Origin of the sequence: Bosea sp. BIWAKO-01 (assembly GCF_001748145.1) — a bacterium.
Lineage (GTDB): Bacteria > Pseudomonadota > Alphaproteobacteria > Rhizobiales > Beijerinckiaceae > Allobosea.
This window is the reverse complement of record NZ_BCQA01000001.1, coordinates 4,630,987-4,643,517: the sequence shown is the minus strand read 5'-3', so window position 1 is coordinate 4,643,517 and position 12,531 is coordinate 4,630,987. Positions and strand designations below refer to the sequence as shown.

Annotated in this window: 12 protein-coding genes; 5 read left to right on the top strand and 7 right to left on the bottom strand. The window is 64.9% G+C overall.

The window, feature by feature from the left end; translation table 11 throughout:
* Positions 1–2 precede the first annotated feature (2 nt).
* Genes BIWAKO_RS21710 through BIWAKO_RS21700 form a run of 3 tightly spaced genes read right to left on the bottom strand, consistent with a single transcriptional unit; the run spans position 3 to position 2,647 of the window.
* Entirely contained in the window at positions 3–1,133 is a 1,131-nt protein-coding gene (locus BIWAKO_RS21710) for an LLM class flavin-dependent oxidoreductase (RefSeq protein ID WP_069880413.1), read from the bottom strand.
* Positions 1,134–1,162: 29 nt separating this feature from the next.
* Positions 1,163–2,038, bottom strand: coding sequence for an ABC transporter substrate-binding protein (locus BIWAKO_RS21705; RefSeq protein ID WP_069880412.1), 876 nt, complete (start codon positions 2,036–2,038; stop codon positions 1,163–1,165).
* A 9-nt stretch (positions 2,039–2,047) separates the two neighbouring features.
* Positions 2,048–2,647, bottom strand: a complete 600-nt coding sequence (locus tag BIWAKO_RS21700; protein ID WP_201788711.1) for a nitroreductase family protein — start codon at positions 2,645–2,647, stop codon at positions 2,048–2,050.
* 491 nt (positions 2,648–3,138) lie between these two features.
* Here BIWAKO_RS21700 and BIWAKO_RS36050 point away from each other — a divergent pair, with 491 nt between their 5' ends.
* The 5 genes from BIWAKO_RS36050 (at position 3,139) to BIWAKO_RS21675 (ending at position 8,776) form a co-directional block, all read left to right on the top strand.
* Complete coding sequence (locus BIWAKO_RS36050) at positions 3,139–3,300, top strand: hypothetical protein (protein ID WP_176733373.1); 162 nt, start codon at positions 3,139–3,141, stop codon at positions 3,298–3,300.
* Positions 3,301–3,503: 203 nt separating this feature from the next.
* A complete protein-coding gene (locus tag BIWAKO_RS34390; RefSeq protein WP_074471595.1) occupies positions 3,504–3,824 on the top strand; it encodes a hypothetical protein in 321 nt (106 codons plus the stop codon).
* Positions 3,825–3,919: 95 nt separating this feature from the next.
* Entirely contained in the window at positions 3,920–4,411 is a 492-nt protein-coding gene (locus tag BIWAKO_RS21685; RefSeq protein ID WP_069880409.1) for a MarR family winged helix-turn-helix transcriptional regulator, read from the top strand.
* Between the two features lie 19 nt (positions 4,412–4,430).
* Complete coding sequence (locus BIWAKO_RS21680) at positions 4,431–5,639, top strand: efflux RND transporter periplasmic adaptor subunit (protein ID WP_069880408.1); 1,209 nt, start codon at positions 4,431–4,433, stop codon at positions 5,637–5,639.
* The gene (locus BIWAKO_RS21675) at positions 5,636–8,776 is read left to right on the top strand and encodes an efflux RND transporter permease subunit (protein WP_069880407.1); all 3,141 of its coding nucleotides are present in this window, start codon (positions 5,636–5,638) and stop codon (positions 8,774–8,776) included. The genes BIWAKO_RS21680 and BIWAKO_RS21675 overlap by 4 nt, the downstream gene beginning before the upstream one ends.
* Here the strand turns inward: BIWAKO_RS21675 and BIWAKO_RS21670 are convergent.
* From BIWAKO_RS21670 to BIWAKO_RS21655, 4 genes are read right to left on the bottom strand one after another with little or no spacing between them, the layout of a single operon-like run.
* Positions 8,739–9,137: a methylglyoxal synthase gene (locus BIWAKO_RS21670; RefSeq protein WP_069880406.1), complete on the bottom strand. Its 399-nt coding sequence runs from the start codon at positions 9,135–9,137 to the stop codon at positions 8,739–8,741. The two genes, BIWAKO_RS21675 and BIWAKO_RS21670, sit on opposite strands and share 38 nt — an antisense overlap.
* 31 nt (positions 9,138–9,168) lie before the next feature.
* A complete protein-coding gene (locus BIWAKO_RS21665) occupies positions 9,169–10,134 on the bottom strand; it encodes a 2-hydroxyacid dehydrogenase (protein ID WP_069880405.1) in 966 nt (321 codons plus the stop codon).
* A 28-nt stretch (positions 10,135–10,162) separates the two neighbouring features.
* Positions 10,163–11,842 carry a gamma-glutamyltransferase gene (ggt, locus tag BIWAKO_RS21660; protein ID WP_069880404.1) on the bottom strand — a complete coding sequence of 560 codons (1,680 nt, stop codon included), beginning with the start codon at positions 11,840–11,842 and terminating at the stop codon, positions 10,163–10,165.
* A gap of 11 nt (positions 11,843–11,853) precedes the next feature.
* Entirely contained in the window at positions 11,854–12,531 is a 678-nt protein-coding gene (locus tag BIWAKO_RS21655; RefSeq protein ID WP_069880403.1) for an RraA family protein, read from the bottom strand.

Below are 12,531 nucleotides of genomic sequence, written 5' to 3'. Positions count from 1 at the left end.
ACTTAGCCTGCGGCTTTCGCTGAGAGGTCGCGGTCGAACAGGTTGGACCAGGTGAAGGCCGAGCCCGCCCGTGGGGTTCTTGCCACGTCGAGATGCGGCAAGACCAGTTCGGCGAAGCGGTATGCCTCCTCGAGCAGCGGCATGCCGGACAGAATGAAGGTCTCGATGCCCGCCGCCTGATAGGCGCGCAACGTCGCGATCACGGTCTCGGGCGAGCCGACGATTGCAGTGCCGGGCCCCGGACGCACGAGCCCCAACCCAGCCCAAAGTCCTGGCGCAATCTCCAGGTCACGCGCGAATTTGGGCTTCAACCCGCCATGCAGCGCTGTCATCTTCTGCTGCCCGACGGAATCCGTGCCGGCAACGAAGCGGGCATTGGCGGCGATGGCGGCATCGTCCATGTGATCGTGAAGATCCTGGGCTGCCGCCCAGGCCTCCTCGTCGGTCTCGCGGACGACCACATAGAGCCGGATGCCGTAACCGAGCACACGGCCATGCGCGGTAGCGCGCGCCCGCACGCGCTCGACCTTCGCGGCCATCTCGTCCGGCGTTTCCCCCCAGGACAGATAGGTATCGACATGCTTGGCAGCGACCTCGATCGCAGCCTCGGAAGAGCCCCCGAACCAGAGGTCGGGCTGCACGATCGGATCAGCGCCCGAGAGGGCGAGCTTGGCCTCGGTTGTCTCGACATGGCGTCCCTTGAAGGTCACCGTCTCGCCGGCAAGGATGCGCCGGAAAACAGTGAGATACTCGTCGGCCATCACGTAGCGTTCGTCATGGGGCAGCGTCATGCCATAGGCGCCGAGCATCTTGGCGTCACCCGAGACAATGTTGAGCAGCAACCTTCCCTGGGAGAAATCCTGGAAGGTCGCGGCCATCTTGGCCAGCAGCACCGGCGGGATCAGCCCGGGATGGATCGCCGTCAGGAAGCGCATTCGCTCGGTGAAGGGCAGCAGCGATGCGCCGAGAACCCAGACGTCATGCGCCCCGGTTGCCAGCAGCGCGCCTGTGAAGCCGAGATGATCATAGGCTCGCGCCAATTGCTGCAGATAGGCATGATCCATCTTGCGGGCGCCGTCCTTCTTCCAGGGATAGCGGCCGTCAGGGGCGGTCAGGTACCAGAGCACATTCATAGGCTTTGTCTCATGATTTGCAGTGATGCCTAAGCCGAAGCGGCGGCGCCTTCGAACTGGGAGAGGCCGAGCGCTCGCCGAAGAATGCCATGACGGACGAGGCAGGCGGCCTCCTGCTCCTGTTCGGCCAGAACGGCCGCGTCGATCGCGGCGAGGCGCCAATCGCGCGAGCGCAGAACCGCGAGCCATTGCGCTTCACCGACATCCCCCGATGCCGAGAGTTGGCGAGCGACCTCTTCTGCATGGTCCTCGACGAAGCTCGCGATGCGCGCGAGGAGCCTGTGGAAGCCGGCGATCTGGTTCGCCCGCCGATCGAGGACCGGACGACGCGTCCAGAACAGAGAGCGATTGGGGATGACGCCTTGCGTATCCGCCATGGCGACAAGCCCGCCTCGACCCAGCTCCACAGGCAGATGAGGATCCATCGCGATCCAGGCCGCGACCTCGCCCTGCCGCAGAGCCTTGGCCGAAGCTGCAGGCGAAAGATCGATACGGTCGAAATCCGCAAGGCCCAGGCCAGCCTGTTCCGCGAGATGCGCCAGCAGATAGGTATGGAACGAGCCCTCCACGAGCGCGATCCGGCAGCCCCTGAGGCCTGCCAAGCAGACTTCAGCCTCGTCCTTTCGCCTCAGAATGGCACCATTGGCCGGGCGCGGTTGAGAGGCCGCTAGATAGATCACATCGAGCCCCAGATCCTGCGCGGTCAGCGGAGGCGTCGAGCCGGTGCCGCCGAGTTCGATCTCACCGCCGGCGAGCAGTTCCCCGGTCGCGCGGCCATCGGCATAGTCGACGAAAGCCCAGCGCTGGTCGCCCTCGTGATCCGCGAGCAGACGCGCGAGGCGCAGATGCAGGTTGTTGGCATGAATCCCGACACGAAGCCGGTCCGGCGAATGAAGACCACTCATCTCGCCCCCTCAGCCTGCCGGGAAGGCGCCTTCGAAGACACTTGCCGCAAGCGGATTGCGCTGGCTTGGAACCTCGCGGGCCTGCAGCGCCTCAGGCAATTGCGCCTTGTCGCCGACCTTGCCGATGGCAACGGCCGCCTCGACCCGATAGCCGCCGGGAACATTCAACTGTTGCGCAGCCCGCTCGAAATCGAGCCCCGCCATGCCATGCGCCTGCCAACCCGAGCGGGTCGCCTGCAATGCGAGATAGGCCCAGGCCGCGCCGGCGTCGAAGGAATGAGTGTGGGATGCGATTTCCTGGGACTTGCCGGGAACAACAAGTGTCGATTTCGAGACGATCACGACGAGCGCCGCCGAGTCCTTGGCCCATGATGCGTTGAACGCATTCAGCAGGCCTAGAAGCCGCGCCCAATGAGCAGTGCCACGCCGGGCATAGATGAAGCGCCAGGGCTGGGAATTGTACGAGGATGGCGCCCAGCGCGCGGCTTCAAACAAAGAGAGCAACTCTGCTTCGCCGATCTGCTCGTCACTGAATGCACGAGGCGACCAGCGCTCGAGAAAGAGCGGGTCGATCGCATGGTCCGCGGCGCGGTCATTGGCAGTCGTCAGCATGGTCCGCATGTCCGTGAGACAGTATTGAGAAGTATGGCGCCGAGGTTCTGCGGCAGGCGCGCCGCAGAATTGCGACCGTTCGGCAGGGCACTGCCGCGGGAACGCTCTCACGACTGGTCGAGCGAGCCTTCGCCACATACGAAGACCGCCTGAGATCGCGCAGAAATCATCGGATTTGCACCGGTTCCGGTCAATAGAATTGTCTGTTTAAACGAACGATCGATTTGGAAGATTCTTTACGAACTGCCTCTAAATACGAGCAACCAATTCCCAATCGCCGACTGCCGTTGGGGAATACGGTCAAAAATTCAAATCAACCGCACGATCTCCGCACAAGAATCCGCCATGCCGAACAAACGCGAACCAACCCTTCCCTCCTCCGACATTCCGCCCGGGTTCTTCTCCCGCCGACCTGCAAAAAATTCCGACGGCAGTCGGAACCTTTGCGTCGCTGCGGCGTTAGCGGCGAAATGCGGGAGGTTGCGGTCATGAATGGCGTGGTGTTCGCCTCGGCAGTGGTCCTTTGCGGAGGAATGGTCTCAGTCCTCACCGGCAGTATTCCCACCCATGGCTTCATCGCGGAGCTTGTCTGGTCAGGGCTCGCTCTGGCTGGGCTGATCACGATCGCCGGCATCGAAGCCTCCAGCTGATTCCTCGCTTGCCCCTGCGTGAGAGAGCCCTCCGGTGCGACGGCGGGACCGCATGCTGCTTGCTGCTTCGCACGGGCCTGAGTTGAGCGTAGGGTCGTCTGCGCTGTCCGAGTCTTGCCGGCAGGCAAACGGCGGATTCTGACCAGACTTGAAGTGGCCGGCCGACGCCGGCCCGCCGCCCACTGTCGAGATGGGAGTTCGCGATGAATACAGCCAACCTGCAGCTAGAAGGCCTGCTCGTCGCCGTAGCCGAACTCACGCGCCTGCTGGTTCGCAAGGGACTTGTCGAGGAAGCCGAGGTCGAGTGGGCCCTGGACCGTGCGGAAACGAGCCTCCGCTCCGACCACCGACGCATGGGCCAACTCCGGGAGAGCAATGCTGACGCCGTCACATTCCCCGTGCGCTTTCTGAGCGCCGCCTTGAGGAATACCGGGGACGCCCCGCTCTCCTTCTCCGAACTGGCGTGTCATGTCGGGCAGTCGAAGCCCGCCCGGGTGCCGCAGCCTCCTCACCCCGCATCCTGACAATCGCCCCCGACTTCAAATCTCCGCCACCGCAACGCCGAAATGCCGCAATCGCCTCCATATCATGAGCTAGCTTATGATATGGAGGCCTGAACATGCGGCGCCCACTCAAGCGCGAACTCGTTTTCCAGCTTCTCGAGACCTCCCGGCAACTGCGCAGCTACGTCGATCAGCGCGCACGGGAAAATGGCACGACCCGCGCGCAATGGAGCGTGCTGGCTCGTCTCCGCCGCGCGGAAGGTCTCAATCAGGCCACGCTCGCCGAGATGCTCGAGCTGCAACCGATCTCATTGACACGCCTGATTGACCGGCTGGAAGGCCAGGAACTCGTCGAGCGCCGCCTTGATCTCCAGGACCGGCGCGCGCGGCTCCTGCATCTGACTTCGGCCGGCCGAAAGCTGGTTGATGATCTCGATGGATTGCGAGCGGAAATTGCCGGCGAGATCTTCGATGGTGTCGACGAAACGGCTCTCGCAACCACCTTGGCGACGCTTGGATCTGTCCGGAATAAACTGAGGCTCGGTCTCCCGGAGCGCGCCGAGGACAAGCTGGCCGCGCGTCGCGTGCCTGCTGGCGGCGCCGTTTGAGTTGCGCGGAGTAGGCTCGATGAAAGGCTCAAAATCACTCTGGTTGATCGCCATTCTCGCCGTGGGCGCCGTTGGCGCCGGCTTGTGGCTGAAGCTCCCGAACCCAAACCAGGGCAAGGACAGCGCCTCCCGCACCACCACAACGCGCGGCGAAGCACCTGTCTCGGTCGTAACCGCCAAGGCGACCACGGACGATGTCCCCGTGCATAAGCGGGCTATCGGCTTCGTCGAATCCCCGGCGATCGTCACCGTCAAATCACGCCTCGATAGCCAGATCACCGAGCAGCACGTCAAGGATGGACAATTCGTCAAGGCCGGCGACCTGCTCTTCACACTCGACGACCGCGATCTGCGCACGCAAGTTGCGAGGGATCAGGCCGCTCTCGCCCGCGACCAGGCGACCCATGACCGTGCCCAGGCCGACCTCGCCCGCTTCCAGCAATTGCTGGCGAAGAACGCCGGCACGCAGCAATCCGTGGACCAGGGTATTGCCGATGAGAAGACGGCAGCCGCGACGATCCTGGCGGACAAGGCAGCGCTTGAGTCAGACATGCTCAAGCTGAGCTATACCAAGATCACCTCACCGATCGATGGACGAGCGGGCGCCGTGCTGGTCACGCCGGGCAATCTCGTCAGCGCCAACAGCGCTGGCCCGGGTCTCGTCACGATCACGCAGGTCAAGCCGATCCGCGTCGCCTTCACCTTGCCGGAACGCGAAGTACCGATGCTGCAAGCGGCGCTCACGGCCGGCAAGGTTCTCAAGGTCACCGCAAAACCCGCCGACTCGCCGCACCCGCCGGCAGAAGGAACCCTCACCTTCGTCGATTCCAGCGTGGACATCGCTTCCGGCACCATCGCGGCCAAGGCTGCTTTCGCCAATGCCGACCTCTCGCTCTGGCCGGGCCAGTATGTCGACGTCGCGGTCGAGGCCGACAGGCTGGACAACGCCACGATCATCCCGACGGTCGCCGTGCAGGTCGGGCAGAAGGGCTCCTATGTCTATGTCATCAAACCTGACGACACGACCGACCTGAGACAGGTCAGCATCGCCCTCGTCGATGGCGACAGGACTGTCATCTCAGACGGTGTTGCGGCAGGCGAGCGCGTGGTCGTCGACGGCCAGATGCGGCTCAAGCCGGGAGCCCGCGTCCGCGAGCGCACCCCTCCCGGAGCGGATACCAAGCCCGCGGCAGGCAAGGAGACCATCGCCGACGGAGGCCGGTCATGAGCATCTCTGGATTCTGCATCCGCCACCCCGTGGCGACCATCCTGATGTCGGTCTCGCTGGTCCTGGCGGGGCTCTTCGCCTATCGTTTCCTGCCGGTCGCGGCCCTGCCCCGCGCCGAATTCCCGGTTGTGAACGTCTCGGCGCAACTGCCCGGCGCCTCTCCCGACACCATGGCGACCTCGGTCGCGACACCCTTGATCAAGCAATTCGCCACGATCGCCGGCATCGACAGCATCGCGACGACGAATTCCCAGGGTGCGACCTCGATTGCCATCCAGTTCGTGCTCAATCGCAACATTGACGCCGCTGCGGCCGATGTGCAGGCCGCGATTGCGCGCGCCCAGAAGCAGCTGCCGATCGAGATGACCGCGCCGCCCAGCTATCGCAAGGTGAACCCGGCCGACGCGCCGATCATCCTTCTCGCGCTGAAGAGCGACATCATCCCGCTCTCGCAGCTCGATGCCTTCGCACAGCAGGTGATCTCGCCTGCCCTGTCGACTGTCGACGGGGTTGCGCAGGTCCTGATCTTCGGCAGCCAGAAATACGCGGTGCGCATCCGCATCGACCCGACCGCTCTGGCGGCTCGCGGCATCGGCGTCGACACCTTGCAGAATGCGATCACCTCCGCCAACGACAATTCTCCGGTCGGCACGGTGCAGAACGACCGGCAGCAGCTGACGATCCAGGCCAGCACACAGCTCGCAAATGCAGCGCAGTTCGCCGATGTCATCATCGCCACGCGCAACGGCAAGCCCGTCCGCCTCGGCGATGTCGCGAAGGTGATCGACTCGGTCGAGAATACGCAGACAGCCAGCACCTATGACGGCATGCCGGCCGTCGTGCTCGCGGTGCAGCGCCAGCCCGATGCCAACACCGTCGACGTCGTCGACAGGGTCAAGGCCATGCTGCCTGCGTTCCGCGAGCAGTTGCCGGCAGCAGCGCAACTGGCGCAGCTCAATGACCGTTCGACCTCGATCCGCGCCGCGGTCGAGGATGTCCAGTTCACGCTGGGGCTGACCATCGTTCTGGTCATCATGGTAATCTTCGTCTTCCTGAGAAGGCTCACCGCGACCCTGATCCCGGCCGTTGCCGTACCGATCTCGATCATCTCAACGCTCGCGGCGATGTATGTGCTCGGCTTCTCCATCGACAACATCTCGCTGCTCGGCCTGACGCTCTCGGTCGGGCTGGTCGTCGACGACGCCATCGTCATGCTCGAGAACATCGTCCGGCACATGGAAGAGGATGGGCTCTCAGCCTTTGACGCAGCTCTCAAGGGCTCGCGCGAAATCGGCTTCACCATCATCTCGATCTCGCTCTCGCTTGTCGCGGTCTTCATCCCCGTGCTGTTGATGGGCGGCGTCATCGGGCGGATCTTCAACGAATTCGCGGTGGTCGTCACCGTTGCGATCCTCGCCTCGGCCTTCGTGTCCCTGACACTGACGCCGATGCTCTGCTCGCGGCTCTTGACCAGCGCCGACCAGCACGGTCCCAAGCGGGGCCTCGGCCATATTCTCGAACGCGGCTTTGAGGGCATCCTGCGCGGCTATGACCGCGCGCTGACGCTCTGCCTGCGCGTGCAGCCGCTGATGCTGGCCGCCTTCTTCGCAACTGTGATCGGCACGGTCTGGCTCTTCCAGACCACGCCCAAGGGCTTCTTCCCGCAAGAGGATATCGGCCAGCTCCAGGTCGCGACGGAAGCGAGGCGAGATATCTCATTCGCCGCGATGCAAGGGCTGCAGAAGGAGGTTGCCGACGTCTTCCGCAACTCGCCCTATGTCAGCCATGTCGCGTCCTCCGTCGGAGGCGGAGGCGGAGGTGGCGGCAGCGGCGCGCTCAATGCCGGGCGCCTCTTCGTCGAGTTGAAGCCGAGAACCGAACGTCCTGCTCTGCAGACCGTACTCTCCGACCTGCGCAGGCAGCTCGCTCAGGTCGCCGGCATCAACGCCTTCATGACACCGGTCCAGAACCTCAATATCGGTGCGCGCGCCTCCAAGAGCCAATATCAGCTCGTGGTGCAGGGGCTCGACCAGGCGCAGATGAACGATTGGGCGCTGAAGCTCGCCGATGCGATGAGCCAGGATCGCGCGACCTTCGCCGACGTCACCACCGATCTCCAGAACAACGCCCTGCAAGCGACCCTGGTCATCGACCGCGACAAGGCAAACTCACTGCAGATCGCCGCCGACACATTGCGCTCGACGCTCTATTCCGGCTTCGGCGTCCGTCAGGTCTCGACGATCTTCACCACCGGAGACAGCTACGAGGTGGTTGTCGAGTTCGACCCCGCCCTGGGCTGGACGGCCGACAAGCTCGACGCGATCCGCGTGCGCGCCAGCAACGGCCTGCTCGTCCCGCTCGGCTCCTTCGCCCACGTCGAGCGCACGGCGGGGCAGCTGACGGTGAACCAGCTCGGCCAGCTTCCGGCGGTGACCATTTCCTACAACCTCCCTGCGGGCGTCGCGCTCGGCGACAGTGTGACCAGGATCAACACCATCAAGACGGAGCTTGGGTTACCGACGACGCTCTCGACGACGCTTGCCGGCACCGCCAAGACCTTCCAGGATTCGCTCGCCAACCAGGGCCTGCTGATCGCCGGCGCGATCCTCACGATCTATATCGTGCTCGGCATCCTCTATGAGAGCTTCATCCATCCCCTGACGATCCTGACCGGCCTGCCATCGGCGGCCATCGGCGCCCTGGCCGCGCTGCGCCTCTTCGGCCTCGATCTGTCGGTGATCGCCATCATCGGCATGCTGATGCTGATCGGCATCGTCAAAAAGAACGCGATCATGATGATCGATGTCGCGCTCGTGCTGCAACGCGAGGGCGTAGCTTCTCAGGATGCGATCCACCGCGCCTGCCTGATGCGTTTCCGCCCGATCCTGATGACGACGCTGGCGGCGCTGATGGGCACCTTGCCGATCGCGCTCGGTGCCGGCGCCAGCGCCGAGCTGCGTCAGCCGCTCGGCATCGCGGTCGTCGGCGGCCTGCTGATCTCGCAGGTGCTGACGCTCTTCATCACGCCGGTGCTGTTTCTCTACATGGAGCGGCTGTCGAAGGCCCTGACCATCGCGAAATGGGCCAATCCCAAGCCCACTAGCGCTTCCGTGCCGGAGAGAACACGTCCGACATGATCAATGCGTCGGCGGTGCTCGGGCTGAAGGCCGCGGGGATATCATAGACAAGGACGAGGCGAAGCAGCGCCTTGACATCGACGTCATGGGGCATGGCGGCAAGCGGATCGGGAAAGAAGATCAGCACGTCGATCTTGCCCTCGGCGATCATCGCTCCGATCTGCTGATCGCCGCCAAGCGGGCCGCTCTTCACGGTCTCGACGCTGACATCCGGGTGGCTCTGCTTCAGCACGGAGCCGGTCGTCGCCGTGGCGACCAGGCGATGCGCGCTCAGCACCTGGATGTTGCGCGTCACCCAGGCCGCAAGATCGGGCTTCTTGCGGTCATGGGCGATCAAGCCGATGCCGAGCCGTTTCGTCATGTCCGCCTTCCCTGTTCCAGCCCGCGCAGGCTCAGACGACGCTGTCGCGCTCGGGCACCGGCTCGCCGCGCGAGACACGAGCGATGTTGTCGAACATCCGCTTGACCGTCGGGGCGAAATTGTCGGATGCGATCGCCGCCAGATGCGGCGTCACCACCAGATTGTCGAGCCCGAGCAGCGGGCTGTCAGCCGGCAGCGGCTCGATCTCGAACACGTCCATCGCGGCGCCGGCAATCTCCTTGGCGCGGAGAGCCTCGATCAAGTCGTTCTCGGCGACGACGCCGCCGCGCGCCACATTGATAAGCACCGCCGTCTTCTTCATCGCAGCGAAGGCAGACCTGTCGATCATGTTCGCCGTCTCCGGCGTCAGGGGGCAATGCAGCGAGACGACGTCGGACTTCGCCAGCAGTTCTGCCAGCGAAGCGTGCTTCACGCCAAGCTCGGCTTCCTCTGCGGCGGAGAGCGGCTGGCGCTTCGAATACAGGATCGTGCAGCCAAAGCCCTTCAGCAGTTTCGCGACATTCTGGCCGATGGCGCCGAAGCCTACGATCCCGACCGTCTTGCCGGACAGGGTGAAGGTGTCGCCCGGCAGGCGCCCGCCACGCCAGTCACCCTTCTTCAGCTCGGCATGGCCGAAGGAAATGTGACGCAGGGCCGAGAGCATCAGCCCGAGCGTGAACTCGGCGACCGGCACGGCATTGCTGCCCGTGGTGCGGGCAACCTTGATGCCAAGCTGCTTGGCGGTCTGGGTGTCGAGATTATCGACCCCGACGCCCCATTTGTGCAGCAGCTTGAGCTTCTTCGCCGCCTTCAGCACCTCGGCATTGACGCCGACCTGTCCCGCGATCGCGTATTCGGCCTCCGCGATGATCTCCTTCATGTGATCGTCGCCGCGCGCCGTACCATGCGTGAGGACGAAACCCGGCGGCAGGAGCGCCCTGAGCTTGTCGGCGCGTTCAGGCGCCATGGGATCGAGGACGACGATGGTTTCTGACATGATGATGGTCCGATTGGCTTGAACGAAATCAGGCAATGGTGAAACGGACGCCGGCGCGCGCCAGCCCGCCGGAGATCGCGACGGGCGTGCCATCGGCGCGCCAGCAGGCTGCGCCGGTGAGCGTTCCGTCGGAATTGAAGCCGATGGCATTCATGCCGCCGGCGACACGCTGCACGCGTGCAATCTGATGGCCGCGCGCAGTCAGTTCGCTGGCGACCGAATCCGGGATCCCGCTCTCGAGTTCGAGGGCTCCACCCTCCGTCCAGACACGCGGCGCCTCGACGGCCTCCTGCAGGCTCATGCCGTGATCGATCAGGTTGACGATCGCCTGCAGTGCCGAGGGGAAGATGCGCAGGCCGCCGGGCAGGCCGAGCGCGAAGGCAAGCTTGCCATCGCGCAGGACCATCATCGGCGCCATCGAGGTGAAGACCCGCTTGCCTGGCGCGATCGAGAGCGCGCGGCCGGGATGCGGGTCGAAATTATACATATAGTTGTTGGTCAGCATCCCGGTGCCGGGGATCTGAGTGCAGGCGCCGAACAGGCCGTTGATCGTCTGGGTGGTCGCAACCACATTGCCAGCCGCATCCGCTACAGTGACATGGGTGGTGTTCGCGGATTCCCCAGCGCTGAGACCGGCCGCCCAGGCCTTGGTATGGGTCATGTCGATATCGGCGCGGCGCTCATCGGCGTAGGCCTTGGCCGTCAGACGCTCGATCGGCACCCTGACGAAGGCCGGGTCCGCAGTCGCCACCGCCCGATCGGCGAAGGCGATCTTCAGGGCCTCGGCAACGAGATGCACGGCATCGCTCGAGCCGAAGCCGAGCGCACCGATATCGTAGCCCTCGAGGATGTTCAGCATCTGCACGATATGGACGCCGGAGGAGGATGGCGGCGGCGGACCGAGGATCTCGAAACCGCGATAGCGACCGCGCACCGGTTCGCGCTCGATCACCTTGAAGGCGGCGAGATCTGCCTGGTCGATCAGCCCGCCATTGGCCGCCATGAAGGAGGTTAGCGCCGCGCCGAGCGGTCCGTCATAGAGCGCGGAGGGGCCGGTCTCGGCGATCAGCCGCAGGCTTGCGGCATAATCCCCCTGAACCAGCCGCTCACCCGCCGGAAGGGCCTTCCCGCCCGGTAGGAACAGTTTTGCGAGTCCCGGATCGCGCGCGAGTTCCGGCGCGCAATCCGCGATGCAATCGGAGAGATAAGGGCTGACCACGAACCCGCGTTCGGCCAGCCGGATCGCGGGTTGGAGCACATCGGCGAGCGGCAGCGTGCCGAAGCGCGCCAGCGCCTCGCACCAGCCGGCGAGCGCTCCGGGAACCGCGACGGCCTTGGGGCCGACGAGATTCTCGCGGTCACGCGTATCGCGCGCCTTGCCGACCTCGTGAGACAGCGCCTCATACATGTCGGCACTGGCCTTGCCCGGCGCGGTCGACAAACCGTCAAGCACGAGATGACGACCGTCAGCCAGCCGGATATGGGCAACGCCGCCGCCGAGAACGCCGACCATCATCGGTTCGACGACGGTGAGCGCGAACAGCGAGGCGACGGCCGCATCGATGGCATTGCCGCCCGCGAGCAGCATGTGCGATCCCGCGGCCGAGGCGAGCGGATGATTGGTGACGACCATGCCGCGCGAGCCGGTGGCCGACAGCTTCTCGCAGGTGAAATTGGCGACGCGCGGGCCGCGCAGCTGGGCGTTCATCGTGCCTGTCCTCAGCCGTTCTGCTTCAACGCCTCGAGCACCATCTTGGTGGCGCCGGAGATGTCGCCAAGCTTCTCGCCGGCCTTGACGCGCGCCTGAGTGCGCTCGCCACGCTCCTGCCGGGACAGCGCCGCATCGGCAATCGCCTCGGCCTCTCCTGCCGGAAGCACTAGCACGCCGGACTCGTCCGCGAGGATGATGTCCCCGGCCCTCACCGCGACATTGCCGCAGGAGATCGGCAGGTTCAGCGTGCCACCGAGATTGTAGAGTCGAGTCGTGATCGGCGACATGCCGCGGCACCACATCGGGAAATCGCTGTCTTCGATCTCGGTCAGATCCGTGCAGGGCCCGTCGACGATGCCCCCGATTGCGCCGGCCGCCTTGGCCGCCACGGTGACGCCACCGCCCCAGCAGGCATGTTTGTCATCGCCGAGCCGATCGACCACGAGGATGTCGCCGGGGCGCAGAAGCCCGAGCGCGTGGTGCAGCAGCGTCGAATCCTGCCCGGGAATGGCGAGCGTCACCGCGGCGCCGGCGATACGCTTGTTGCGCAGCAAGGGCTGGATGCCCCGGTCCATGAACCCCCAGTGCTGGGAATGGCCGATGGTGGCGGTTTCGACTCGGCTGAGCTTCTCGGCTAGGGCCGGCGAGATCTGCTGCGGCATGGCTTCGATGCGGTAGTCGGGCAT